This is a genomic window from Ignavibacteria bacterium (assembly GCA_013177855.1).
Classification (GTDB): domain Bacteria; phylum Bacteroidota; class Ignavibacteria; order Ch128b; family Ch128b; genus Ch128b.
On the sequence record JABLYA010000001.1, the window covers coordinates 2,484,457 to 2,509,290 of the forward strand.

A 24,834-nucleotide genomic window follows, 5' to 3' on the forward strand; every position below is an offset into this window, starting at 1 on the left:
ATATGACTCGTAAACGAGTTATAATTATGGGTGCTGCTGGTCGTGATTTTCACAACTTTAATGTATTCTATAGAAACAAAGAAGAATACGAAGTTGTGGCTTTCACGGCAACTCAAATACCAAATATTGATGGTAGAATTTATCCACCTGAACTTGCAGGTAAACTTTATCCAAATGGTATCCCAATCTTTCACGAGAATGAACTAACTGATTTAATTAAAAAATATAAAGTCGATGAAGTTGTATTTGCTTACTCGGATGTAACTTTTGAGCATGTTATGACCAAAGCATCTGAAGCAAATGCAGCTGGGGCAAATTTTGTTTTATTAGGCGTTGAGCAAACAATGTTGAAAAGTTCCAAACCAGTTGTTGCAGTTCTCGCTGTAAGGACTGGATGCGGAAAAAGTCAAACATCAAGATATGTTGCCAATCTATTAAAACAAGCAGGCAAAAAAGTCGCTGCAATCCGCCATCCAATGCCTTATGGTGATTTGAATGCTCAGAGAGTTCAGAGATTTGCAACGCTCGAAGACTTGCATAAATACAATTGCACAATTGAAGAAATGGAGGAATACGAACCTCACATTGTTAATGGAACGATTGTTTATGCCGGAGTTGATTACGAAGATATTCTCCGTCAAGCTGAACAGGAAGTTGATGTAATTTTATGGGATGGCGGTAATAACGATACTCCTTTCTTCAAGCCTGATTTAGTAATCACAGTTACTGATCCACTAAGACCCGGACACGAATTAAGGTATTATCCAGGCAATACTTCGCTAAGAATTGCAGACATTGCCATCATTAATAAGATTTCATCAGCGAAAAAAGAAGATATAGAGACTGTAAGAAAAAATATCAAACAAGTAAATCCAAAAGCAGTTATAATAGAAGCAGATTCACCAATTGAAGTTGAAGATCCAGAATTAATCAAAGGCAAGAGAGTACTTGTAGTTGAAGATGGGCCCACTTTAACTCACGGCGAGATGAAATTTGGTGCAGGTGTTGTGGCCTCACTTAATAATGGTGCAAAAAAACTCGTTGATCCAAGACCATTTGCTGTTGAGTCAATTCAAGAAACTTACAGAAATTATCCAGAGATAGGTACATTACTCCCTGCCATGGGTTATGGAAAGAAACAAATGAAAGATCTTGAGGAGACAATCAATCGCACTGATTGTGATGTCGTTGTAATTGGGACTCCAATTGATTTAAGAAGAGTAATAAACATAAACAAACCAGCCACAAGAGTTCGTTATTATCTCAAAGAATTAACCAAACCAGGTATTGAGGATATTTTGCGGGAGAAAGGAATTATATGAAAAAAATTGCTGTCGTCGCTTTTGGCGGTAATGCAATCATTCGTGGAGACCAGAAAGGAACAATCGAGGAACAGGAAAAAAATACTTACGAAACCTGTCTTGATGTTATCCCTCTTTTAGAGAGAGGTTATGAATTAATTATTACTCATGGGAATGGTCCAGTGGTTGGAAATATTCTGCAGAGAAACGAGGCAGGTTGGGAATTATACAAAATTCCCAAAATGCCTCTGGATATCTGTGTCGCTGATTCTGAAGGTGGAATGGGTTATATGATTGAAATGCAAATGATGAATGCTCTAAATTCGAAAGGAATGAAAAAATCAGTTGTAACTCTAATAACTCAAGTTGAAATTGACAAGAATGATCCAGCTTTTCAAAATCCAACCAAACCCATTGGAAAATTTTATTCAGAAGAAGAAGCAAAAAAATTTATGTCCGAGAATGGCTGGATAATGAAAGAAGATCCACGGAAAAGAGGATGGCGCAGATTAGTTCCTTCTCCAAAACCTGTTAATGTGATTAAAAAGGATTTAATCAAACAACTTGCTAACGAAGGTCATATTGTTATTGCTTGCGGTGGTGGTGGAATTCCTGTCTATCGTCACCCCGATGGAAATCTTGAAGCCATCGAAGCAGTGATAGATAAAGATTTAGCTTCTGCTCTTCTTGCAAAGCAAATTAATGCTGATGCTTTTTATATCCTCACAGATGTTCCAAAAGTATCAATCAACTTTATGAAGCCCGATCAGAAAGATCTGGATGAAATGTCGACAACTGAAGCAAGAAGATATTTAGCCGAAGGTCAATTTCCCCCTGGGAGTATGGGTCCAAAGATCGAGGCAGCAATTGAATTTGTCGAAGCTACTGGAAATGAAATGATTATTACTGATGCGAGAGAACTTCATAATCCAAAATGTGGAACAAGAATTTATAAAGGATAAAAAATTAAGAGGTTTATATGGCAATAAATATGAAAGGAAAAAGTTTAGTAGAAATTCAAGATTTAAGTCTTGAAGAAATTTATCAAATTTTTGAATTGAGCTCTTCACTTAAATTAAAATTACTTTCTGGCGAACCGCATCGCTTGCTCGAAGGAAAAACACTTGGTATGATTTTCGCAAAACCTTCTACCAGAACAAGAGTCTCTTTTGAGGTTGGAATCTATCAGCTCGGTGGAATTGGAATGTACTTCGGTCCTAATGATTTACAACTAAAGAGAGGAGAGACAATCGCAGATACTGCTCGAGTTCTTTCAAGATATCTGAATGGAATAATGATTAGAACTTTCAATCATCAAGATGTAATTGATTTGGCAAAATACGCATCTATACCAGTAATTAATGGCTTAACTGATTTACATCATCCCTGTCAGGTCCTTGCCGATTTGTTCACAATTCTTGAGAAGAAGAGAAAACTGGAAGGATTAAAATTAGCTTATGTCGGTGATGGAAATAATATGGCTCATAGTCTTTTGCAAGGTTGTTCAAAAGTCGGAATGGATATTACAATTGCAACTCCAAAAGGATACGAACCACAGAAAGAAATTGTAAATCAAGCAATTGAAAATGCGAAATATTTCAATTCGAAAGTCGAGGTTTTTGAGAATCCAATTGATGCTGTAAGAAATGCAGATATCGTTTACACTGATGTCTGGGCAAGTATGGGACAGGAAGCTGAAGCTGAAGAGCGAAGAAAGAAATTTGTTCCATATCAAGTTAATTCAGAATTAGTAAAGTATGCAAAAGATGATTATCTCTTTATGCATTGTTTGCCAGCTCATCGTGGTGAAGAAGTTACAGATGAAGTTGCCGATAGTCCTAACTCTGTGATTTTTGATGAGGCTGAAAATAGGCTTCATGTTCAAAAAGCTATTATGGCTCTGGTAATGTAATTTAATTTTTTAGTTCAAGTGAGTTTGAGCTGAGCTTGTGTTAATTAAAAAATTTTACAAGCTCAGCTTTAATTTTATGTAAGAATTAGTTTAATAGCTTAATTTCGAATTGAAGGTGATTTTAATTTTTTCAAGTTACTCAAAATTGAATTCAGTATTTGCCTTAAATTTTAATAATTAATTGATTAAAAATTTCTGAATTTGAATATAAAAACCAAAACAATATAAGAAGCACAAATGAACCCCGAAACAATTCACGATTACCTTCATAAATTTCTTCAAAAAGCGGCTTTTGATATTGTCTTAGATCTGGAAAAAAGTAATCCTTCGCATCTTTATGATAAAAAACATGACCGTTACTTACTCGATATGTTTACATTTTTTGCAACAATGCCGCTCGGAATGAATCATCCTAAAATGTTTGAACCTAAATTTCTTGATAGACTTGTTAAAGTTGCTCTGAATAAACCTTCAAACACGGATTTTTTCACAGAAGAATTAGCTGAATTTGTTCAGACTTTTGAAAGAGTTGCACTGCCAGATTGGGGTAAGTATCTTTTCTTTATCGAAGGTGGTGCTCTTGCAGTTGAAAATGCTTTGAAAATTGCTTTCGACTGGAAGGTGAGAAAAAATTTTAAGAAAGGATATAAGACCGAAAAAGGGCATAATGTAATTCATTTTCAAGAAGCATTTCATGGGCGTACGGGATATACACTTTCTCTTACAAATACAGATCCAAATAAAATACAATATTTCCCAAAATTTAATTGGATTAGAATTGTCAATCCAAAATTAAAATTTCCAGTTAATTCAGAAATACTTGAGGAGACTAAGCGAATAGAAAACATCGCAATTCAGCAAATTCAAGAAGCAATAAATCAAAATAAAGATGATATTGCCTGTTTAATAATTGAACCAATTCAGGGTGAAGGAGGTGATAATCACTTTAGAAAAGAATTTTTTTTGAAGCTCAGAGAAATTTGTGATGAGAATGAAATTCTTTTGATTTTCGATGAAGTTCAAACTGGAATTGGTTTAACTGGAAAGATGTGGGCGTATGAGCATTTTGTTCAACCTGATATAATTGCGTTCGGTAAGAAACTTCAAGTTGGAGGTGTAATTTGCAATTCAAGAATAGATGATGTAGAAGAAAATGTTTTTAAGAAAGGCGGAAGAATTAACTCGACCTGGGGCGGTAATCTTACCGATATGTTTCGAGCTAAAAGATTTCTGGAAATTATTGAAGAAGATAATTTGATCGAGAACGCCAATCAAATGGGTAACTATTTACTGACCTCACTTCAAAAGTTGCAAGATGACTTTTCAGAGTTTGTTTCAAATGCACGGGGTCTTGGTTTAATGTGTGCGATTGATCTAAAGGATAAATCGTTTAGAGATGAATTAAGGAAAAAGCTTTTTGAAAATGGGATGATTATTCTTGGATGTGGAGAAAAATCAATTCGTTTTCGTCCTCGTCTCTCAATTACGAAAGAAAATATTGATGAAGCTATGGAAATTTTTCGAAAATCACTTAAACAAATAATATGAGTGGAACTTTATATTTAGTTGCAACACCAATAGGAAACCTTGAAGATATTTCAAAAAGAGCAATCGATATTCTCTCAACTGTTGATTTGATTCTTTGCGAAGATACAAGAGAAAGTGGAAAGTTACTTTCACATTACGGAATTAAGAATAATTTGATGAGCTACTACTCGCAAGTTGAAGATCAGAAAATTCCTTTAATTATAAATTATTTGAAAGAGGGTAAGAACATCGCATTAGTTTCAGATAGCGGAACTCCGTGCATTTCGGATCCTGGTTCTAAACTCGTAAGTGCCTGTGTTGAAAATGAAATCAAAGTTGTACCAATTCCAGGTCCCAATTCAATAATTCCTGCTTTAGTTTTAAGCGGCTTTGAGATAAAAAGCTTTTATTTCGAAGGTTTTATTCCGCAAAAGAAGGGTCGCAAGAAAAAACTTGAAGAAATAGCCAGCAGAAAAGAAATGACAGTTTTTTTTGAATCACCCTATCGAATTCAAAAATTGATAAATGAATTAAATGAACTTTGTCCGCAAAGAGAAATTGCACTTTGTCGTGAGTTAACAAAAAAATTTGAAGAAGTCATTCGAGGAAAAATTTCAGACATCAAAAAAAATTTGGCTTCTATAAAATTGAAAGGAGAGTTTGTAGTTATAATAAATTCAGTGAAATAAAAATTTCCCGCCACAAAGTTTAAGCTCCTCTTTTCAAACTCAATCTTAAATTTTATAAAGAAACAGTTAGTATTGATCAGATTTAAATTACGGTTTAGAAAATTTTAGAAAAGTCCCTCGAGTTGCGAAAACCCGTCAAGCATTATACGAAAATCCGCAAATAGAATAATGATAATCTCAATTTATAATTAAATATCCACTGTTTTGTTTTGGCATTTAGTTTGACTTAAAAATAATTGATGAATAAGAAGATTAAAGTCAATCTAACCGGGAAAATTTTAGAAATAATCAAGCGTCAAAACAAAAGTTTGGTTAGGATCAGTTGTGATCCCTTTATGCTGGATCTGCCCTGTCCAGAGAATTGTGATTTCAGGCTAGAAGATTATGTGGTCTTGAGTTCTGAAATCATTATTAATCAAATAATAACAAGAGAAGAATTTAATCAACAATCAAAAAACAAAATGGAGGTGCAAGATGAACGATAAACAACCTACCTACTGGGAGGTGATGGAGTCGAGAGGATATACTCGAAGGGATTTCTTAAGATTTTGTTCTTGGATGGCTGCGTTTATTGGACTTGAAGCAACAGGAATTACAAAAGTCGTTCATGCAATGGAAACAAAACCAAGATTGCCAGTTGTTTGGTTTCATTTTCAGGAATGTACCTGTTGTAGTGAGTCATTTATAAGAACATCCCACCCAATTGTGGCAGATATAATTCTTGATAAAATATCACTTGATTACACCGAAACACTTCAAGCAGCAGCTGGATTTCAAGCAGAAGAAGCTCTCCATAATACAATGAAGAAATACAAAGATGAATATGTAATGCTCGTGGAAGGATCAGTTCCAACCAATGATAATGGAATTTATTGCACAATTGGTGGACGCACTGCACTCGATATTGTTCAAGAAGCTGCTGAAGGTGCAAAGGCAATAATAGCCTGGGGAAGCTGTGCATCAAATGGGTGTATTCAATCCGCTAATCCAAATCCAACAGGTGCAAAACCTGTTCACAAAGTCATTAGTGGAAAGCCAATTGTCAAAGTTCCAGGTTGTCCGCCAATTGGTGAAGTAATGGCTGGTGTAATTGTTCACATCTTAACATTTGATCGAATTCCACAATTAGATGGTTTAGGAAGACCGAAAGCATTTTACTCAAGAAGAGTTCATGACACTTGCTATCGAAGACCAAATTATGATGCAGGTTTGTTTGTTGAAACCTTTGATGATGAAAACGCAAAGAAAGGTTACTGTTTATACAAAATTGGTTGTAGAGGACCCGTTACATATAACGCTTGTGGAGTAACAAGATGGAATAATGGAGTAAGTTATCCAATTCAATCAGGTCACCCTTGCATTGGTTGCAGTGAAGAAAAATTCTGGGATAACGGTCCATTCTATCAACATCTTGCCTCATTCCCTGGATTTGGAATTGAAACTACTGCTGATAAAATAGGAGTTGCGATTGGTGCAGCAACAGTTGCGGGAATTGCTGCTCATGCAATTTCAACAAACATTCGAAAGAGAAAACTAATTAAAGAAGAAATTAATGAAAGCAACGAAAAAGGAGGTGAACAATGACAAGAATAGTTGTTGATCCAATTACAAGAATTGAAGGTCATCTTCGAATTGAAGTTGAAGTGAAAGATGGTAAAATTGTTGATGCTTACTCTTCAGGTACGATGGTCAGAGGTTTTGAAATCATATTAAAAGGAAGAGATCCACGAGATGCTTGGGCTTTTACGGAAAGAGCATGTGGTGTTTGCACAACTGTGCACGCTTTAGCTTCTGTAAGAACAGTGGAAGATGCACTTGGAATAGTCGTTCCTCCAAATGCCGAATTAATACGTAACCTTATGTTTTGTGCTCAATATCTGCAAGATCATGTTGTTCATTTTTATCATCTTCATGCACTTGATTGGGTAGATGTTGTAAGTGCGTTAAAAGCAGATCCAGTTAAGACATCTGAAATTGCACAAAAAATTTCAAATTGGCCTAAAAGTTCACCAAAATATTTTTCTGATTTACAAAAGAGATTAACAGCATTTGTTAATAGCGGTCAACTTGGAATTTTTGCAAATGCTTATTGGGGACACCCGGCATACAAATTACCACCTGAAGTGAATTTGATTGGTGTTGCTCATTATCTTGAAGCACTCGAATGGCAAAAAGAAATTGTTAAAATTCATACTATCTTCGGAGGCAAAAATCCGCATCCGAATTATCTTGTTGGTGGAGTTCCTTGTTCAATAAATCTTGATGAAGCAAATGCAATTAATGCTGAAAGACTCGCTTATGTCGGGAAATTACTTGATGACGCTCAACAATTCGTTGAACAAGTTTATCTTGCTGATGTTTTTGCTGTCGCTCCATTTTATCTTGAATGGGCGAATTATGGTGGCGGCTTGACAAACTATTTAGCTTATGGTGACCTACCAACTGCAGGTTATAACGAAGTCTCGAAATTTAAATTCCCAAGAGGGGTTGTTCTTGATCGTAATTTAAATGAAGTTCATCCCGTTGATGGAAAAAATCTTGAAGAGATTCAGGAATATGTCACTCACTCTTGGTATGAATATTCAGTTGGTGATGATAAACCACTTCATCCCTGGAGTGGAGAAACAAAATTCAACTATACTGGACCAAAACCACCGTACGATTATTTAAATGTTGATGGTAAATACAGCTGGTTAAAAACTCCACGCTGGAATGGCAAACCAATGGAAGTTGGGCCTCTTGCAAGATTAATCGTTGGGTATGCATCTGGAAATGTAGAGATCAAAGAAGCAGTTAATGAAGCCTTGAAAAAATTAAATGTACCTGCAACGGTTTTATTCTCTACGCTTGGCAGGACAGCAGCCAGAGCCATCGAAACAAGATTAATTGCAATCTGGGCAAAAGAATTTTATCAGCAGCTTTTGAATAATATTAAGAATGGAGATACTAGAACATTTAATCCAGAAAAATGGGAACCTTCAACCTGGCCCAGTGAAGCGAAAGGTGTGGGAATGACAGAAGCGCCAAGAGGTGCTTTAGCTCATTGGATTGTTATTAAAAATCAAAAAATTGAAAATTATCAATTAGTTGTTCCCTCTACTTGGAATGCATCCCCAAGAGATGCAATGGGTCAAATGTCTGCATATGAAGCTTCTTTGATTGGAACTCCAATAAAAAATCCAGAACAACCACTTGAAATTTTAAGGACCATTCATTCATTTGATCCTTGCATAGCTTGTGCAGTTCATATTTATGATGAGAAAGGTCGTTACATTCATCAGCTTCAAACTTTTTAGGAGGATGGAATGAAAAATAAAGAAATTAAAAGAGTATATGTGTGGGAATTACCCGTTAGAATCTATCACTGGTTAAACTTTTTGGCCGTTCTCACTTTGTGCGTTACAGGATATTTGATCGGCTCACCACTAGCAATTAAAAGCGGAGGTGAAGCTTCTTTTAGTTATTGGTTTGGTACTGTTAGATTCCTTCATTTTCTTGCTGCGTTTATCTTCTTTTTTAATTTTATATTCAGGATTTATTGGGGATTTGTCGGGAATAAATTTGCAAACTGGAGAAATTTCATTCCAACATCCAGAGAACATTTTAAAGAGATAATTGATGTTTTAAGAGTAGATATTTTGCAATTAAGAATTAAACCGTTAAAATCAATAGGACACAATGCACTTGCAGGATTAACTTATTTTTTGACTTTTCTTGCTTTTCTTTTTCAGAGTATCACAGGATTTGGTATGTATTCCGCTATGAGTAACTCATTCTTACCGAAATTATTTTCTTGGATAGTTCCATTAATGGGTGGAGATTTTGCTGTTCGTCAATGGCATCATATGATGATGTGGTTTTTTATAATTTTTGCGATGGTTCATGTCTATCTCGTCTTCTATCATGATTATGTAGAAGGACGTGGTGTGACTTCATCTATGGTAGGAGGCTGGAAATTCATTGAAAAAGAAGAATAAATTCATTTTCGTTATCACCCTTTCAGTGGAGAGAGTCTTTTGGGCTCTCACCACTCTTTTTTATGTTGAATTATGAATTCAAAAATTTTAGTTCTAGGCATTGGAAATTTATTAATGGGGGACGAAGGGATTGGAATTCATATTATTCGCGAATTCGAGAAAGTTAATCCATATAAAAATCTCGTCGATGTTGTTGATGGAGGAACTGGGGGCTTTCATTTGCTTTCGTATTTTCAAGATTATAAGAAAATTATAATTGTAGATGCAGCGATAGGAGATAAACCCGCAGGGACAGTTGAACTTATCAAGCCAAAATATTCATCAGATTTTCCTAAAACGCTCACAGCTCATGATATTGGATTAAAAGACCTGATAGATTCAGCTTCCATTTTAGGTGAATTGCCCGAGATTAAGCTAATTATCGTTTATATAGATAAATTTCATGAACTTGACCTTCATTTGAGTGAGAAAATTAGGTCGATTATCCCAGAAGTTGTAAAACTAATAACCAAAGCAATAGAAGAGTATATCAATTAAGTTTTATTTGTTAATTAGTTTTTAGCTGATAAATATTTTATTCCTTACGCTGGATTGTTGTAGAATTAATTTTTCAATGAGCAAAGTTATTTTAATTTAATCGAAAGAAATAATTCGTAATTAATTTTTATTAATCAACCAAAAAGTCTCAGATAAGTATTTTCTTTTTTTTGATTTATCCATCTTAGTATTTAATTAAATATTGATCAGTCAACTTTAAGCAAATTATGTTGATCATATATTATTGAGATTAATTAAATTATTGCTAAATTTTGGGAGATAATTTATAGTTAAAAAACAGTAGGAATCAATATTTAAAATTATGAAACCTCTCGTCCTGCTTACAAAAAATCAAAAAATGCAGGATATCCTCTTTAAATTAGATCAAGTTATTGATAGTGATAGCTCTATTGTCTTGATTGGTGAAACAGGTGTAGGTAAAGAGTTGTTTGCTGAATATATTCATAGAAAAAGTAAAAGATCATTAAATCCATTTGTTAAAGTTGGACTTTCCGCAATTCCTGCTGAGTTATTGGAAAGCGAGTTATTTGGTCACGAGAAAGGAGCTTTTACTGGGGCAACATCAGAGCGAAAAGGTTTATTTGAAATTGCAAATTCAGGCAGCATTTTTCTAGATGATATCGATGATTTCCCTCTTTCCCTTCAATCGAAGCTGCTTCGAGTTCTTGAGTCAAAGGAAATTTTAAGAATTGGAAGCAATACACCAATACCGATTGATGTTCGTTTAATTACAGCTTCCAAAGTTGATCTAAAAGACCTTGTTGACGCTGGAAAATTTAGATTGGATTTATATCATAGAATAAATGTAATACCGATTTTTATTCCACCACTTCGAGAAAGGCCAGAAGATATTCCTCTTTTAATGGAATATTATTTAAAACATTATGCACCGGATAAAGACATTAAAATTTCAAATGATGCTTTAAGGCTTCTTATTCATTATCATTGGCCAGGTAATGTTAGAGAATTAAAAAACATTGCTCAACGGTTAGCGATTTTTGTAAATGAATTAATTGAACCTAAAGATTTACCAGTTGAATTCAATTCCGAAAATCCAATTCATCTTATAGTTAAAGCTTGTAAACATTGTTTTATTGGGGATGGGATGGATTTTAATCAAGTGGTTAGTTGTCTGGAAATAAATTTAATTCAAGAGGCTTTGAGAAAAACTAAAGGAAATCAATCACAGGCAGCAAAAGCATTGGGATTATCACTTTCAACTTTTAGAGATAAAGTGAAGAAATATAAAATTGATATTAATCAATTAATTTAATTTCATAGGTAATCCTTTCATTTCCAATTACTCGTCCTTCCTCTCATTTATATTCCTTAATTTTGTAATAAAAAATCTATCTATGGAGGTAAAATGAACATTGAGAAAAAAATTGAAGAACTTGGTTATAAACTCTCAACACCACCCAAACCTCTTGCAGCATATATACCTTGTGTTAAAGTTGGTAACTTAATTTTTACAGCTGGACAGGTTCCATTAGTTGAGGGTTCACTAAAATATTCTGGTAAAGTTCCTGTTGAAATTTCTGAAGAAGATGCAATAAAAGCAGCGGAACTTTGTGCACTGAATTGTTTAAATGTTATTAAAGCAGAAATAGAAGATCTTGATAAAATAAATCGAATTGTGAAAGTTACAGTTTTTGTTAATTCATCTGATAATTATACATCTCACCCAAAGATTGCAAATGGTGCATCGGAATTTTTAGTTAAAGTATTTGGAGAAGCTGGTAAACACGCAAGAAGCGCTGTAGGAGTGTCTTCACTTCCACTCAATGCACCTGTTGAAGTTGAATTGATCGCTGAAATAAAAGATTGAAGTAGTCTATTAAAAATTTTAACTGATTATGTTGAGCAAAAACTTTTTCGCTTCTTTCTTGATTCTTCTGTATCCAGTTTTTTGTTTTTCAAATTCCTGGATTAGAATAAATCAACTAGGTTATGAACCAGGCGCTGTTAAAGTAGCGGTTTTGATTAGTGAAGAAAATATTCAATTGAAAAGTTTTCAAATTCTGGATGCAGTAACTGATAAAGTTGTATTTAAATCAAACAAAGTTTTCAGTGAAGGTCAATGGCAGAAATTTCAATCAACATTTAGATTGAATTTCAGTGAGTTTAATAAAGAAGGTGTTTATTACATAAAAGTCGGAAAGATAAAATCACCAATTTTTCGAATTGCGAATGGACTTTATAATGGTTCCGCAGACTTTCTTTTACAATACATCAGACAACAACAATGCGGTTACAATCCATTTCTGAAAGACTCCTGTCATACTCATGATGGCTTTATTGTTTATCATCCAGAAAAAGAAGGTAAACATATTGACGTTGTCGGCGGCTGGCATGATGCTTCTGATTATTTGAGATATGTAACGACTTCGGCAACTACAACATTTCATTTGTTGTTTGCTTATTATAAAAATCCACAAGCTTTTCAGGATAAATATGACGCCAGTGGTAATTTTGGCTCAGACGGAATTCCTGATGTCTTAAATTCAGCTCGATGGGGAATTGACTGGCTTCTGAAGATGAATCCAGCAAAAAATGAAATGTATCATCAAGTTGCGGATGATAGAGATCATTTAGGCTTTAGATTGCCAACAGAAGATACAGTAAGTTATGGTAAAGGACTCGAAAGGCCTGTTTATTTTCTTAATGGTGAACCTCAGGGTTTGTTCAAGTATAAAAACAGAACAACGGGAGTTTCATCTACTGCAGCAAAATTTGCATCTACTTTTGCATTTGCAAGTCTATTATTTAATGAACTCGATCAACGCTTGGCAGAAGTTTTAAATACAAAAGCTATTGATGCTTATGAGTATGCTCTCCAGAAACCAGGATTTACGCAAACTGCTCCGTGCCGTGCTCCATATTTTTATGAAGAAGAGAACTATTTTGATGATCTTGAACTCGCTGCCGCAACTTTGAATTTCAAGAATAACGGAAAATATCTTGAGGATGCAATTAGATTTGGTAGAGAAGAAAAAATTACTCCCTGGATTGGAAAAGATACAGCACGTCACTATCAATGGTATCCTTTCTTAAATCTTGGCCATTATTTTATTGTAAAATCAGCAGATGAAGAATTTAATAGAGAGTTTATTGGATACATTAAGGAAGGATTGAAATTGATTGAGAAGAAATCTAGAAGTAATCCTTTTAGAATTGGAATACCTTTTATCTGGTGTTCAAACAACTTAATCTCATCAATTTTAATTCAATTTAGATTATATAACGAGCTTACCAATGATCCCGAATTCTTAGAATTAGAAGCGGCGCATCGTGACTGGTTATTCGGATGCAATCCCTGGGGAACAAGTATGATCGTTGGATTTCCCGAGTGGGGTGATTATCCCGAAGATCCACATTCAGCATTTTCTGCGATATATAGCTTCCCCATCAATGGTGGATTAGTTGATGGACCTGTCTATACATCAATCTATAAAAATTTGATAGGTATCAGATTGTATAAACCAGACGAATATGAACAATTTCAAACAGATTACATTGTATATCATGATGATTATGGAGATTATTCAACAAATGAACCAACATTAGATGGTACAGCAAGCTTGATAACTTATTTATCTTTTCTTCATAAATCGGATAAAATAAAATCGGAAAGGAATTTAATAAGAGATCAAGGTGGAATAATCCGATTTGATACAACACAGAAAAAAGTGTATTTAATTTTTTCAGCTCACGAATTTGGTGAGGGACTTGATACAATTCTAAAGAGTTTAAGAAAATTCGATATTAAAGCTTCATTCTTCTTCACAGGTGATTTTCTCAGAAATAAAAAATTTAATGGCTCGATTAAGCAATTGATTAAAGATGGTCATTATCTTGGTCCGCATTCAGACAAACATTTACTTTATTGCGATTGGAAGAACAGAGACTCGCTTTTGATTAATCAAATTGAATTTCTCAACGATTTGAAAAATAATCTTAGAGAATTAAGAAAATTCGGTATTAGCCAGAAGCAAATAAAATATTTTTTACCTCCCTTTGAATGGTATAATCAAAGAATTTCAGATTGGTCAAAAACTTTTGGATTAGAGGTTATTAATTTTACTCCGTCAACATATACTAACGCAGATTATACAACTCCTGATATGGCAAATTATAGAAGCTCTGAAATGATACTTCAGCAAATAGATCAAAAACTCAATTCAAGTTCTGATGCAATGAATGGTGTAATCTTATTAATTCATTGTGGAACTCATCCAGATCGAAAGGATAAGTTTTATAATAGACTGGATGATTTAATACTTTTATTGAAAAATTTTGGATATGAATTTGAAACGTTGAATTAATTCTGAACAATAATTTTTCAAAGCAGAAGCAAATTTAACTTTCAATAAAGTAAAAGGTTTTATAAATTTTGTAAAACAAAGGATTAATTATGGAAAAATTATCAATCAAAGAAATTGAGAATCATTTGAGTGGGATGAAAAACTGGTTTATTGAAAATGATACTATAGTTAAAAATTTCGTTTTCGTGAATTTCAAAGAAGCAATGAAATTCGTCAATAAGGTCGCTGATCTGGCAGAAGAAGTAAATCATCATCCCGATATAAAAATTTTTGGATACAGAAATGTCACAATTAATCTTTCAACACATAGTGCTGGTGGAGTAACTATAAAGGATATTGAACTCGCAAAAAAAATTGATGAGTTATATTTCTCATGACAAAAGAAGAGAAACTCGAGATATTTAAAAAAGTTGGAGCTCTTCAAGAAGGACACTTCCTTCTTAGCTCAGGACTACATAGCAACATTTATTTTCAATGTGCATTGATACTTCAATATCCAGAGTTGACAACTTTGTTTTGTAAAGAGATCGCTGACTATTTTTCAGATTTCGGATTTGAAACAGTTATATCTCCAGCAATTGGTGGAATTTTGGTAGGGCAGGAAGTTGCAAGATTATTAAATAAAAGATCTATATTTACTGAAAGAACCGATGGTCAGATGAGTCTCCGAAGAGGATTTAAAATAAAAGAAGGTGAAAAAGTTTTGATCTGTGAAGATGTAGTTACCACTGCGAAATCAACCAAAGAAGTTCTGGAAGTTGTTGAATCGTTCAATGGTGTTGCAATTGGACTTGGATCGATAGTCGATAGAACAAGAGAAAAGCCTCAACTCGGTTTTCCTTTCTTCAGCACAATTAGAATTGAAGCCGAAACTTATGAACCAGAAAATTGTCCACTCTGTAAACAAAATATTCCATTTGTAAAACCTGGGAGTAGAAAATGATTCTATTATCGATTCATAAATTTCTTGAAAACATACTAAGGGATTTGATTCTTGTTGATATATCTATTGCTTTGTTTATACTTATCGGTTCAATTTTGTTTGGGAAGGTATTGAATTTTGTTTTTAGAGTCATTCTTCGGCCAATTTTTAAAAAAACCAAAACTACCCTTGATGATCGAATTTTAGAATTATTGATAAAATTTGATAATCGGGTTTTCAGTGTTCTAGGTTTGTACTTAGGATCAGTTTATTTCCACAGCAGGATTAAAAATGAAAATGCATTAAAAAATTTAATTTCTGTTGATACTTATAATTTTCTCACTGGATTTTTTGAAATCGTATATCAGTTGCTTTTCATTGCTGCGGTAATTATTGGCATTTACATCACTTCAAAAGTATTTAATCTTATACTCGATTTTTATGTTGAAAAGAAAAATTTAGAAAAGACACGAGGCTCACTTCATGATTTTGTACCTCTTATTAGAAATGTCTTTTTAATAACGATTATTATAATTGGGCTACTAATTGTACTTAACCGATTTAATGTAAACGTGAGTGGAATTATCGCCACTCTTGGTGTAGGTTCACTTGCGATTGCACTTGCAGCTCAAGAAACTCTTGCCAATATGATTGCTGGTTTCGTGATTTTAATTGATAGACCGTTTAGAGAAGGCGATAGAATTAAATTACCCGGTGGTGAAATTGGTGATGTTTATGAAATCGGGATGAGAAGTACAAAAATTCTGGACTTTGATAATAATCTCATAATTATTCCAAACACCGATCTTGTAAAATCAAAAATCCAGAATATGACTTATCCAAATAATATCTCAAGAGTTTTTGTCGATGTTGATGTTGCTTATGACACTGATATTAATCTTGCTAAAAAGATCTTAGTAGAAATTGCAAAATCTCACCCATTAACTCTTCCCGAAGTTGAGCCAGTAGTTTTTGTTACCAATTTTGCTCAAAGCGGTATATCATTGCGTTTAATTTGTCGTACAGATGATTATAAAAATGTCTATCAGATGCAAAGTGATTTCAGAGAAGAAATTCTGAGAAAATTTTCTGAACATAAAATCGAAATTCCTTATTTGCAGGTAGTCATCAGAAATCCTCAAAGCTAATGGAAATATTCATCATATTTGTTCTAGTGTTAGTCGGTTTAATTTTGATTACACTCGAAGTTCTATTTTTACCAGGATTAATTGTTGGTGTTTTTGGTGGATTTTTAATTCTGGCTGCAATTATTTACTCAACATTAAAAATGGGATTTTTGGAAGGACTTTTGACTACAATAATTTCCGTAATTGCAAGCATAATCCTGTTCTTCATTTTCAAAAAATTAAAAGTTTGGGATCGATTTATTTTAAAGTATGCTCAAAAAGCTTCTCCATTAACAGATATGGAATTAAATGAGAGTAATCTGGTTGGGAAAACTGGCATAACGCTTACTGATCTGAAACCAGCTGGTTTTATTTTAATAGACAATAGAAAACTTGATGCTCTTTCAGAAGGGGAGTTTATTCCAAAAAATTGTAATGTCGAAATAATTTCACAACAAGGAAAAAAAATTATAGTTAAAAAAGTAGAGGAAAAACTATGAGAAAAATAATTCTTATCATTTTGGGTTTCTGCTCTCTTGTTTTCTCACAAATTAAATATGAAGATTTTTTCATCGAAAAGACTTTACGATTTGATTACTATCATGTTGGCGATGCAAGTTCGCAATTAATTGCATTCGATGAATTAAGAGAAGAACCCTATTGGGGTGGACCTAAGAAAAATCTAATTGATCCCTTCAATTTTGGAAATTACAAATATGAAGTTTATGACAAAGCAACGGGTAAATTAATTTTTTCACGAGGATATTCTACACTTTTCGCTGAATGGTTAACTACACCAGAGGCAAAAAAAGTTAAGAGAGCTTTCCACGAAACAATTGTTTTCCCTTATCCAAAGAAAGAGGTGATATTAAAAATTTATTCGAGAGATGAGAAAAATAATTTTAAGCAAGTATTTGAATTTGAAATTGATCCATCCAATCCATTTATTAAAAAAGATAAGTCGAGTAAAGTTAGTTATTTAAAATTTCTTTACAACGGAGATCCCTCTTCCAAAGTTGATATAGTTATAATTCCCGATGGTTACACGAAAGATGAGATGGAAAAATTCAAAAAAGACCTCGGAAAATTTGTGAATTCATTATTTGGGTCTTCACCGTATCGTGAAAACAAAAATAATTTTAATATCTGGGCGATTGAAGCACCATCCGAAGAAAGTGGAACCGACATACCAAAACAAAATGTCTGGAAGAGCACAGTAGTTAATACATCATTTTATACATTTGATACAGAAAGATATTTGATGACAGAAGATAACAAGACTTTACGAGATTTAGCGGGCAATGTACCTTACGATTTGATTTACATTATGGTTAATACTTCTAAGTATGGTGGAGGAGCTATTTATAATCATTACTCAGTTTGTGCAAGCGACAATGAAAATCTTGAATACTTAATAGTTCATGAATTTGGTCATGGTTTCGCTGGGCTCGGCGATGAATATTATACATCTCAGGTATCTTATGAAGAATTTTATAAAACTGACGTTGAGCCTTGGGAAAGAAATCTTACTACTCTTGTTGACTTCGACTCAAAATGGAAAAATCTTCTTGATAAAGATACACCAATTCCAACTCCACCAACAGATGAGTATAAAAACAAAATTGGGGTTTTCGAAGGCGGTGGGTATGTCCCAAAAGGAGTTTATCGTCCAATGCTTGATTGCACAATGAAGTCAAGAACTGTTGATAATTTCTGTGTCGTCTGTAAAAAAACAATTCAGGAAATGATTAATTTTTATTGTGAAAAATAACTATGGATCAAAGAAAACTTTACAGAACAATAGAAAAAATTACCAGTCAACCTGCAGAGACAGAAGAACAAATTTTAATTAATGTTTTAAAGGAAGTCGTTGCGAGTCCCGAATTCAATGTCAAAGGCGGAAGAATCTGGAAACTTACTCCATCTAAAACAAAATATAAATTGATTGCTCAGGAAGGTGCTGTTGACAAAATTAGAGATGGGTTTACGATAAATGTTTCTGACTATCCGATTTTTGAAGTTATTGCAAAAGAAAGAACTGTACTTGCAACAGAAACAAATGAATATTTAAGAAGGAAAGGAATATTTAAATATTCAGCAACTGGTGTTGGTGAAAAAGTAAAAGGTGAGAAATTTCCATTGTATCAATATCTTATGGCATTTTCGGCAGATGAGATCAATGAAGATTTATTCTATACTTTGAATATTATTGGAACTGCCGTTACTGCAACACTCCGAAATCGAAAACTGGAAAAAAGATCAAAACAATTAATTGAAGATATTGATGACGCAGCCGAACTCCAGAAAAGAATATTACCTGCTCACGATTTCAAATTTGCAGGTTATGAGATGTTTGGAATTTCAATTCCAGATAGAATTGTTGGAGGTGATTTCTTCGATTACCTTGAAGTTGGTGATGATAACGATAGGTTGGGAGTTGCAGTTGCTGATGTTGCGAATAAAGGATTTGCAGCAGCTGCCGAAGCTTTTTATGTTTCTGCAGCCTTGCGAATGGGTGTGAGTTACCAGACACAATTATCTTCTTTAATGAAAAGATTGAATAATCTTGTTTATAAAATATTTCCAAATGATAGATTTGTATCTCTGTTTTATATTGAATTAACTAGTGATGCGAGTGGCTACTGCACATATTGTAATGCAGGTCACAATAGCCCGATTCTTTTTCGTGCACGAACAAAAACAGTTGAATTACTTGAATCGACAGGACCATTGATTGGACCTGCGTTTAATTCGAAATTTAAAACATCAATAGTTAGATTGGAGAAAGGAGATTCACTTATAATTTATACTGATGGAATTTCCGAAGCTATGAATGAAGAAGGTGAGGAATATGGAGAGGAAAGACTAATTGCAAAGGTTCAAGAATTGCACGATAGATCAGCAAAAGAAATAACTCAGCTTTTAATTGAAGATGTTCAGAAGTTTAGTGCTCGCGCAAGCTACTCGGATGATAAGACAATAGTGACTTTGAAGAGAGTAGAATGAGATGATTTTTAATTCTTGGTTTGTTATGATTGAAAAGTAATTTTGAGGATTAATTTATAATGGTGTTAGTAAAGCACAAAAATGTATTTTTATCGAACGATAGAATAGCTATCATAAACGATGACTTTATCACTAGTACGGCTGTAGAAGAATCATCTATTGATTTAATCGTTACTTCACCGCCATATAATGTTGAAATAAGTTATAATGCATATGATGATAACCAATCATGTCAAGAATATCTAAAATTTACAGAAGAATGGCTTAGAAAAGCATTTAAATTATTGAAGCGAGATGGAAGATTTTGTTTGAACATTCCTCTTGATAAAAATAAAGGTGGACAACAAAGTGTATTCGCAGATATAATTACAATTGCGAAAAAGATCGGATTTAAATATCATTCTGCAATTGTTTGGAATGAACAGAATATATCACGCAGAACTGCTTGGGGCTCTTGGTTATCAGCATCAGCTCCGTATGTTATTGCTCCAGTTGAAATGATCGCTATTCTTTATAAAGAAAGCTGGAAAAAAGTCAGTGGTAGCCAACAATCAGATATTACTAAAGAAGAATTTGTTGAATGGACAAATGGGGTATGGACTTTCCCTGGTGAAAGCAAAAAAAGAGTTAATCATCCAGCACCTTTTCCTGTAGAATTACCAAAGCGTTGTATCAAATTATTTTCTTTTGTTGATGACTTGATACTTGATCCTTTTTTAGGAAGTGGTTCAACTTTGATTGCCTGTCTACAAACAAATCGAAGAGGGATTGGGATTGAAATTGATAAAAGTTACTGTAAAGTTGCTTATAATCGATTGCTTCAAGAAGGAAATCTTAGTCAATTAAAATTAGAAAAATTGTTTGGAACTTAAATGTCGGTTGACAGGCCTACCATTCGTGATCTAATTATGGAATATTTTATAAAACACCCAAATAATGAAATACCTCATGGACCTGTTGTCGATTATGTAGAAAATGAATATCTAAAATTATATAACAGAAAGCCACGAGATACCTGGCGAGAGATCAGGCTTGTACATCAAGAAGGAATATTGATTAAGGTTAAAAAAGGTATTTATAAGTATGATCCAGAAGCTGTCATTAAAAGAGAATTATACGTGTTCCCTGAGGATGTAAAACAAGAAATATTTAATAGAGATAATTACAGATGTGTTGTATGTGGACGTGGTAAAGCTGATGGTGTTGAAATTCATGCTGATCATATAAAACCTTTTGATAAAGGTGGTGATAATACCATCGAAAATGGTCAAACTTTATGCTCGGAACATAATTTCTTAAAGAAAAATTATGGTCAAACAGAATTTGGTAAGAGATTATTTAAGAGACTTTATGAAAATGCAATGAAAAATAATGATGAAAGAATGATTAAATTTTGTGAAGCGATTTTGGATGTTTATGATGAATTTAAAATTAATGGACATATAGAAGTAAAAAGAGGACGAATAAGTAAGAAAAATTAATTTTTCTTTTTTCTCTGAAAAGCCATATTTCTTAAAGTAAACTTTTAATTGAGGATAAAAATGCTTTCACAAAAATTAAAACAAATGGGTGTTGTCGGGGCTGGTGGTGCTGGCTTCCCAACTTATGTAAAAGCTCAGGCAAATGTTGAATTCGTAATTGCTAATGGTGCTGAATGTGAACCACTAATACATAAAGATCTTGAACTAATGAAACATTATCCTGAAAAAATTATTCACGGCATGAAGCTGATGATGGAAGCCACAAATGCCCGAAAGGGAAAATTTGGAATCAAAGAAAAACACACCGATGCAATTGAAGAAATTTCTAAACATTTCAAAAGTTTACCCATTGATTTTACATTTCTAGGTGACTTTTATCCATCGGGTGATGAATATGAAGTCGTTTATGCAGCAACAGGAAGATTGATTCCACCAGCTGGAATCCCCCTTCAAGTTGGCTGCGTTGTTAATAATGTGGAAACGCTTTTTAATATTTCAAATGCAGCGGAAGATAAGCCAGTTACCAAAAAAATTGTTTCCATCTCAGGTGAAGTTAAAAATCCTAAAGCATTCTGGGTTCCAATCGGAACTACTTTCAGAGATTTGATTGAACTTGCTGGTGGAGTAACTGTAAAAGATTTTGCAATAATTGTCTCCGGATTAATGATGGGATCAATAACTTTTGATCTGGATGATGTCGTAACTAAAACTACGGCGGGACTAATCATACTTCCCAAAGATCATTTTCTTGTGACTCGAAAAACTCAACCACCTGAAAATAGAAATCGTATTGGTAAATCTGCTTGTGATCAATGTAGCTATTGCACTGAGTTTTGTCCACGATATTTACTCGGTTATGAAGTAATGCCCCATAAAGTTATGAGAAGTCTCGGCTTCACTTTAACAGGAGAAGCAATCTGGAATCAATGGGCTGAGCTTTGCTGTGCTTGTGGTTTGTGCACTCTCTATGCTTGTCCGGAAGATTTATTTCCTAAGGAAGCTTGTGATAAAGCAAAATATGATATGCGTCAGGCTGGAATAAAATTTACTCAAACAAAACCAGTTGTTGTTCATCCAATGAAAGAATCTCGACGCGTACCTCAATCACAACTTCGAAAGAGATTAAAAGTTGATCAATACGATGTTGAAACTCCTTTTGAGGAAATTGATTTCATCCCTGATGAAGTAAAAATTAAATTGCAGCAGCATATTGGCAAACCAGCAAAACCTGTTGTGTCTATTGGTGATTATGTAAAAGAAGGTCAGACAATTGGAATTGTTGATGAGTCAGATCTTGGAGTTTACATTCACTCAAGCATTAATGGAAAAGTAATAGAGGTAAACCAGGAATTTATAAGAATTCAAAAATCATAAAAGAGGTTGCAATGGAAAGAAATTCAATCGGATTAATTGAATTAAGCAGTATAGCAGCTGGATTTCAAGTTACAGATGCAATGTTGAAAGCAGCTGAGGTTGAGTTGATTTTATCTCGTACAATTTGCTCAGGTAAATATATGGTTTTAGTTCGAGGTGAAGTAGCTGCTGTTCAAAGTGCGGTCGATGCTGGAGCCGAAGCTGGAAATTTCTCTGTGATTGATACCTTTGTAATTCCAAATGTTCATGAGTCAATTTTTCCAGCAATCGCAGGAACGACAAAAGTTGAAATGCTTGAAGCACTTGGAATAATTGAATCATTTTCAGTCGCTTCGTTAATTGAAGGTGCTGATGCTGCAGTGAAGGCTGCCAATGTTAAATTAATCGAAGTCCGTCTCGCAATGGCTCTCGGAGGTAAAGCTTTTGCAACTTTGACGGGTGAAGTCGCTGCAGTTCAAAGCGCTGTTGATGCAGGAGCTTATGTAATTGGTAGAAAAGGATTGCTTGTGAATAAAGTAGTCATTCCGCAACCACGAGCTGAATTATTAAATGAGATGATTTAAGAATAAAGTCTATTTTATTAGATGCTGATTTGATGGATTATTTTTTTAAGAGTATCTGTTTTGTTGTGATTCAAATTATAAAAAAACAAGAAGATCAAGAATGAAAACTTTAAAGATTAAATGGCAAAGATTAATCTCCGAAGGACAAACTTGCCCTCGTTGTAACTCAACCGAAAAAGAACTTAATAAGGCATTTCTAACTCTAAAAAAATCATTAGTACATTTTGGTATAGAGGTTATACTTGAAAAGAATGAAATATCCATTGCAGAATTTCAAAAAGATCCTTTGAAATCAAATGCGATATTGATCAATGATAAGCCGTTAGAGGATTGGGTAAATGGAAAAGTTGGAAGTACAAATTGTTGTGATGTTTGTGGTCCTTATGATTGTCGTACTATTGAGATGAATGGAGAAATTTATGAGACAATCCCTTCCGAATTGATTATTAAAGCTGGGCTGCTCGCAAGCTCTCAATTGATCGATCCGCAAACAAGTTTTGGATGCTGCGAGGGCGTGGATAACAAAGCAAATCAATCAAATTGTTGCTAAAAGAAGTCTAATTCCTTAATTGAAAAAATACTTTTCAAAATTTTCAATTTCTCTTTAGAAGTACTACGATAAAAAAATGATTAGTCGGGGAGACAGGATTCGAATCCCGATAAATCGGGATTTCGAAAAATTTCTTACGAAATTTTTCTCAACCTGCTATTCTTCTTGGAATTAATAATGAGGGATTGAGGAAGTGATTAGTCGGGGAGACAGGATTCGAACCTGCGACTTCTTGGTCCCAAACCAAGCGCTCTAGCCGGGCTGAGCTACTCCCCGATTATTTTTCAGATTTTGTGAGAACAATCTTTTCAAAATTGCGATGCAAATTTAATAAAAAATTTTATTTATGTCTATGAAGCTCAATAAAATTTAATTTCTCACCGGCATTAATTGTGAATATTTCATAACCCTGAGCTTAGTTTCACGCCAGATTATTTTGTTGTAAATAAATGGAGAAAACCAGATTAAACCCATTATCAAATCTTTTAATGGGACAAAGAGAAAATGTCTGAACTTTAGATTTGAACAAATTAGTCTTGATGTTAAGTAGTCAAAACAAATTTTTAATAGTATTGCTGAGAGAGAAATGTAATAAAAATTTTTGTAGAAGATAAGATTCAGAACTGCCAGAAGAGTTGTGTTGGTGAAAAATTCAAGAACATAAAAAAATGGATCAATTTTTAATCGCATTAATGTCCAGCGTCTGTGACGATTTACCAACTTACTTAAAGACCATCTTTCATTGATATTGTCAATTGTAATTGTTGATGTAAAAACTTTATATCCCAATTTTTTTACTTCAAGTCCCATTAAGTGATCTTCAGCCAGAACATTCTTAAATTTCACAAAACCATTCATTAATTCTAATAAATTTCTTCTAATTAAAATTGCTTTCCCAATAGTTATTTGAATATTTGCAACAGAGCTTGCCGCCTGGACTATTCCGAAAACAAATGAGTTTAGATGTAGATTTTCAAATAAAGCAAAAATATTTTTTGCACATTTTCCTTTAATTGCAGCTGTTACTAAACCAACTTTTTCATCTTTAAAGTGCTTTAAAATCTTTTTCAAAAAATCTCTCTCAACTCTTGTATTGCTATCGCTAATGAAAATTATTTCGCCATTAGCAAATGGATATATATTGTTTAAATTGTTGATCTTGGGATTTAATCCAATTTCAGTTTTATCAATAACAATCTTAGTTTTAACTTTAGTGTGCTCTTTAATAAGTCTTTCAACGATTTCAATTGCTGGATCACTTTCAGAATGAAAACCAAAGATTACTTCATAATCGGGGTAATCAAGTTCGAGAAAGGACTTGATATTTTCTTCAAGTCCATCGTCAATTCCTTTTAGTGGTTTTAATATTGAAACTTTTGGATATTTCGGGAGATCTTTTTCTGAAAAGATAAAACACTTCTCTTTTCTGACATTGATGAATGAATTAATTAAAACAATTATATGATAGGAAAGGCTGATGATTATACCTGTAAACAATACAACAAAAAATATCATATGCTTG

At 33.6% G+C, this 24,834-nt stretch carries 25 protein-coding genes and 1 tRNA gene; 24 read left to right on the forward strand and 2 right to left on the reverse strand.

From position 1 onward, the window contains the following. The first annotated feature begins 2 nt into the window (after positions 1 to 2). The 24 genes from HPY57_10365 (at position 3) to HPY57_10480 (ending at position 23,312) form a co-directional block, all read left to right on the forward strand. Positions 3 to 1,322, forward strand: coding sequence for a GTPase (locus HPY57_10365; protein ID NPV12184.1), 1,320 nt, complete (start codon positions 3 to 5; stop codon positions 1,320 to 1,322). After that, positions 1,319 to 2,263 (forward strand): carbamate kinase, encoded by a 945-nt coding sequence (gene arcC / locus HPY57_10370; GenBank protein NPV12185.1) that lies wholly within the window; start codon positions 1,319 to 1,321, stop codon positions 2,261 to 2,263. The genes HPY57_10365 and arcC overlap by 4 nt, the downstream gene beginning before the upstream one ends. Positions 2,264 to 2,280: 17 nt before the next feature. Then, positions 2,281 to 3,213 (forward strand): ornithine carbamoyltransferase, encoded by a 933-nt coding sequence (argF, locus tag HPY57_10375; GenBank protein ID NPV12186.1) that lies wholly within the window; start codon positions 2,281 to 2,283, stop codon positions 3,211 to 3,213. Positions 3,214 to 3,450: 237 nt separating this feature from the next. Then, entirely contained in the window at positions 3,451 to 4,761 is a 1,311-nt protein-coding gene (locus HPY57_10380) for an L-lysine 6-transaminase (GenBank protein NPV12187.1), read from the forward strand. Continuing rightward, on the forward strand, positions 4,758 to 5,429 hold the full coding sequence (gene rsmI / locus HPY57_10385; GenBank protein ID NPV12188.1) for a 16S rRNA (cytidine(1402)-2'-O)-methyltransferase: 672 nt from the start codon (positions 4,758 to 4,760) through the stop codon (positions 5,427 to 5,429). Before HPY57_10380 ends, rsmI begins: the two co-directional genes overlap by 4 nt. 239 nt (positions 5,430 to 5,668) lie before the next feature. After that, positions 5,669 to 5,914 (forward strand): hypothetical protein, encoded by a 246-nt coding sequence (locus HPY57_10390; GenBank protein NPV12189.1) that lies wholly within the window; start codon positions 5,669 to 5,671, stop codon positions 5,912 to 5,914. Then, on the forward strand, positions 5,904 to 7,013 hold the full coding sequence (locus tag HPY57_10395; protein ID NPV12190.1) for a hydrogenase small subunit: 1,110 nt from the start codon (positions 5,904 to 5,906) through the stop codon (positions 7,011 to 7,013). The genes HPY57_10390 and HPY57_10395 overlap by 11 nt, the downstream gene beginning before the upstream one ends. Beyond that, on the forward strand, positions 7,010 to 8,725 hold the full coding sequence (locus HPY57_10400) for a nickel-dependent hydrogenase large subunit (GenBank protein NPV12191.1): 1,716 nt from the start codon (positions 7,010 to 7,012) through the stop codon (positions 8,723 to 8,725). The genes HPY57_10395 and HPY57_10400 overlap by 4 nt, the downstream gene beginning before the upstream one ends. Before the next feature lie 9 nt (positions 8,726 to 8,734). Continuing rightward, the gene (gene cybH / locus HPY57_10405) at positions 8,735 to 9,406 is read left to right on the forward strand and encodes a Ni/Fe-hydrogenase, b-type cytochrome subunit (GenBank protein ID NPV12192.1); all 672 of its coding nucleotides are present in this window, start codon (positions 8,735 to 8,737) and stop codon (positions 9,404 to 9,406) included. Positions 9,407 to 9,478: 72 nt separating this feature from the next. Beyond that, positions 9,479 to 9,943, forward strand: coding sequence for a hydrogenase maturation protease (locus tag HPY57_10410; GenBank protein ID NPV12193.1), 465 nt, complete (start codon positions 9,479 to 9,481; stop codon positions 9,941 to 9,943). Positions 9,944 to 10,265: 322 nt separating this feature from the next. Next, positions 10,266 to 11,237 (forward strand): sigma-54-dependent Fis family transcriptional regulator, encoded by a 972-nt coding sequence (locus HPY57_10415; protein ID NPV12194.1) that lies wholly within the window; start codon positions 10,266 to 10,268, stop codon positions 11,235 to 11,237. A gap of 93 nt (positions 11,238 to 11,330) precedes the next feature. After that, the gene (locus tag HPY57_10420) at positions 11,331 to 11,792 is read left to right on the forward strand and encodes a RidA family protein (GenBank protein NPV12195.1); all 462 of its coding nucleotides are present in this window, start codon (positions 11,331 to 11,333) and stop codon (positions 11,790 to 11,792) included. A gap of 28 nt (positions 11,793 to 11,820) precedes the next feature. Further along, positions 11,821 to 14,289: a polysaccharide deacetylase family protein gene (locus HPY57_10425; protein ID NPV12196.1), complete on the forward strand. Its 2,469-nt coding sequence runs from the start codon at positions 11,821 to 11,823 to the stop codon at positions 14,287 to 14,289. A gap of 89 nt (positions 14,290 to 14,378) precedes the next feature. Beyond that, a complete protein-coding gene (locus tag HPY57_10430; GenBank protein ID NPV12197.1) occupies positions 14,379 to 14,666 on the forward strand; it encodes a 4a-hydroxytetrahydrobiopterin dehydratase in 288 nt (95 codons plus the stop codon). After that, the gene (locus HPY57_10435) at positions 14,663 to 15,232 is read left to right on the forward strand and encodes an orotate phosphoribosyltransferase (protein NPV12198.1); all 570 of its coding nucleotides are present in this window, start codon (positions 14,663 to 14,665) and stop codon (positions 15,230 to 15,232) included. The genes HPY57_10430 and HPY57_10435 overlap by 4 nt, the downstream gene beginning before the upstream one ends. Beyond that, complete coding sequence (locus HPY57_10440) at positions 15,229 to 16,359, forward strand: mechanosensitive ion channel (protein ID NPV12199.1); 1,131 nt, start codon at positions 15,229 to 15,231, stop codon at positions 16,357 to 16,359. The genes HPY57_10435 and HPY57_10440 overlap by 4 nt, the downstream gene beginning before the upstream one ends. After that, complete coding sequence (locus HPY57_10445) at positions 16,359 to 16,838, forward strand: hypothetical protein (GenBank protein NPV12200.1); 480 nt, start codon at positions 16,359 to 16,361, stop codon at positions 16,836 to 16,838. The genes HPY57_10440 and HPY57_10445 overlap by 1 nt, the downstream gene beginning before the upstream one ends. Beyond that, positions 16,835 to 18,109, forward strand: coding sequence for a peptidase M64 (locus HPY57_10450; protein NPV12201.1), 1,275 nt, complete (start codon positions 16,835 to 16,837; stop codon positions 18,107 to 18,109). Before HPY57_10445 ends, HPY57_10450 begins: the two co-directional genes overlap by 4 nt. A 2-nt stretch (positions 18,110 to 18,111) precedes the next feature. Further along, on the forward strand, positions 18,112 to 19,344 hold the full coding sequence (locus tag HPY57_10455) for a serine/threonine-protein phosphatase (GenBank protein ID NPV12202.1): 1,233 nt from the start codon (positions 18,112 to 18,114) through the stop codon (positions 19,342 to 19,344). Between the two features lie 59 nt (positions 19,345 to 19,403). Beyond that, positions 19,404 to 20,216 (forward strand): site-specific DNA-methyltransferase, encoded by an 813-nt coding sequence (locus HPY57_10460; protein ID NPV12203.1) that lies wholly within the window; start codon positions 19,404 to 19,406, stop codon positions 20,214 to 20,216. Next, positions 20,217 to 20,825: an HNH endonuclease gene (locus HPY57_10465; protein ID NPV12204.1), complete on the forward strand. Its 609-nt coding sequence runs from the start codon at positions 20,217 to 20,219 to the stop codon at positions 20,823 to 20,825. It abuts the gene before it with no gap. 60 nt (positions 20,826 to 20,885) lie between these two features. Further along, complete coding sequence (locus HPY57_10470) at positions 20,886 to 22,199, forward strand: NADH dehydrogenase subunit (protein ID NPV12205.1); 1,314 nt, start codon at positions 20,886 to 20,888, stop codon at positions 22,197 to 22,199. 11 nt (positions 22,200 to 22,210) lie between these two features. Continuing rightward, positions 22,211 to 22,762, forward strand: a complete 552-nt coding sequence (locus tag HPY57_10475) for a BMC domain-containing protein (GenBank protein NPV12206.1) — start codon at positions 22,211 to 22,213, stop codon at positions 22,760 to 22,762. Positions 22,763 to 22,862: 100 nt separating this feature from the next. Next, complete coding sequence (locus HPY57_10480) at positions 22,863 to 23,312, forward strand: DUF2703 domain-containing protein (GenBank protein NPV12207.1); 450 nt, start codon at positions 22,863 to 22,865, stop codon at positions 23,310 to 23,312. A 201-nt stretch (positions 23,313 to 23,513) separates the two neighbouring features. Here HPY57_10480 and HPY57_10485 read toward each other — a convergent pair. Then, a tRNA-Pro gene (locus tag HPY57_10485) sits at positions 23,514 to 23,588 on the reverse strand. A gap of 93 nt (positions 23,589 to 23,681) precedes the next feature. Beyond that, positions 23,682 to 24,827 (reverse strand): glycosyltransferase, encoded by a 1,146-nt coding sequence (locus HPY57_10490; protein ID NPV12208.1) that lies wholly within the window; start codon positions 24,825 to 24,827, stop codon positions 23,682 to 23,684. Positions 24,828 to 24,834: the final 7 nt, after the last annotated feature.

What these genes read in the sequence shown, in the direction of transcription:
- HPY57_10365 (NPV12184.1), top strand. Translation starts at nt 3, where the DNA reads ATGACTCGTAAACGAGTTATAATTATGGGTGCTGCTGGTCGTGATTTT.
- arcC (NPV12185.1), top strand. Translation starts at nt 1,319, where the DNA reads ATGAAAAAAATTGCTGTCGTCGCTTTTGGCGGTAATGCAATCATTCGT.
- argF (NPV12186.1), top strand. Translation starts at nt 2,281, where the DNA reads ATGGCAATAAATATGAAAGGAAAAAGTTTAGTAGAAATTCAAGATTTA.
- HPY57_10380 (NPV12187.1), top strand. Translation starts at nt 3,451, where the DNA reads ATGAACCCCGAAACAATTCACGATTACCTTCATAAATTTCTTCAAAAA.
- rsmI (NPV12188.1), top strand. Translation starts at nt 4,758, where the DNA reads ATGAGTGGAACTTTATATTTAGTTGCAACACCAATAGGAAACCTTGAA.
- HPY57_10390 (NPV12189.1), top strand. Translation starts at nt 5,669, where the DNA reads ATGAATAAGAAGATTAAAGTCAATCTAACCGGGAAAATTTTAGAAATA.
- HPY57_10395 (NPV12190.1), top strand. Translation starts at nt 5,904, where the DNA reads ATGAACGATAAACAACCTACCTACTGGGAGGTGATGGAGTCGAGAGGA.
- HPY57_10400 (NPV12191.1), top strand. Translation starts at nt 7,010, where the DNA reads ATGACAAGAATAGTTGTTGATCCAATTACAAGAATTGAAGGTCATCTT.
- cybH (NPV12192.1), top strand. Translation starts at nt 8,735, where the DNA reads ATGAAAAATAAAGAAATTAAAAGAGTATATGTGTGGGAATTACCCGTT.
- HPY57_10410 (NPV12193.1), top strand. Translation starts at nt 9,479, where the DNA reads ATGAATTCAAAAATTTTAGTTCTAGGCATTGGAAATTTATTAATGGGG.
- HPY57_10415 (NPV12194.1), top strand. Translation starts at nt 10,266, where the DNA reads ATGAAACCTCTCGTCCTGCTTACAAAAAATCAAAAAATGCAGGATATC.
- HPY57_10420 (NPV12195.1), top strand. Translation starts at nt 11,331, where the DNA reads ATGAACATTGAGAAAAAAATTGAAGAACTTGGTTATAAACTCTCAACA.
- HPY57_10425 (NPV12196.1), top strand. Translation starts at nt 11,821, where the DNA reads ATGTTGAGCAAAAACTTTTTCGCTTCTTTCTTGATTCTTCTGTATCCA.
- HPY57_10430 (NPV12197.1), top strand. Translation starts at nt 14,379, where the DNA reads ATGGAAAAATTATCAATCAAAGAAATTGAGAATCATTTGAGTGGGATG.
- HPY57_10435 (NPV12198.1), top strand. Translation starts at nt 14,663, where the DNA reads ATGACAAAAGAAGAGAAACTCGAGATATTTAAAAAAGTTGGAGCTCTT.
- HPY57_10440 (NPV12199.1), top strand. Translation starts at nt 15,229, where the DNA reads ATGATTCTATTATCGATTCATAAATTTCTTGAAAACATACTAAGGGAT.
- HPY57_10445 (NPV12200.1), top strand. Translation starts at nt 16,359, where the DNA reads ATGGAAATATTCATCATATTTGTTCTAGTGTTAGTCGGTTTAATTTTG.
- HPY57_10450 (NPV12201.1), top strand. Translation starts at nt 16,835, where the DNA reads ATGAGAAAAATAATTCTTATCATTTTGGGTTTCTGCTCTCTTGTTTTC.
- HPY57_10455 (NPV12202.1), top strand. Translation starts at nt 18,112, where the DNA reads ATGGATCAAAGAAAACTTTACAGAACAATAGAAAAAATTACCAGTCAA.
- HPY57_10460 (NPV12203.1), top strand. Translation starts at nt 19,404, where the DNA reads ATGGTGTTAGTAAAGCACAAAAATGTATTTTTATCGAACGATAGAATA.
- HPY57_10465 (NPV12204.1), top strand. Translation starts at nt 20,217, where the DNA reads ATGTCGGTTGACAGGCCTACCATTCGTGATCTAATTATGGAATATTTT.
- HPY57_10470 (NPV12205.1), top strand. Translation starts at nt 20,886, where the DNA reads ATGCTTTCACAAAAATTAAAACAAATGGGTGTTGTCGGGGCTGGTGGT.
- HPY57_10475 (NPV12206.1), top strand. Translation starts at nt 22,211, where the DNA reads ATGGAAAGAAATTCAATCGGATTAATTGAATTAAGCAGTATAGCAGCT.
- HPY57_10480 (NPV12207.1), top strand. Translation starts at nt 22,863, where the DNA reads ATGAAAACTTTAAAGATTAAATGGCAAAGATTAATCTCCGAAGGACAA.
- HPY57_10490 (NPV12208.1), bottom strand. Translation starts at nt 24,827, where the DNA reads ATGATATTTTTTGTTGTATTGTTTACAGGTATAATCATCAGCCTTTCC.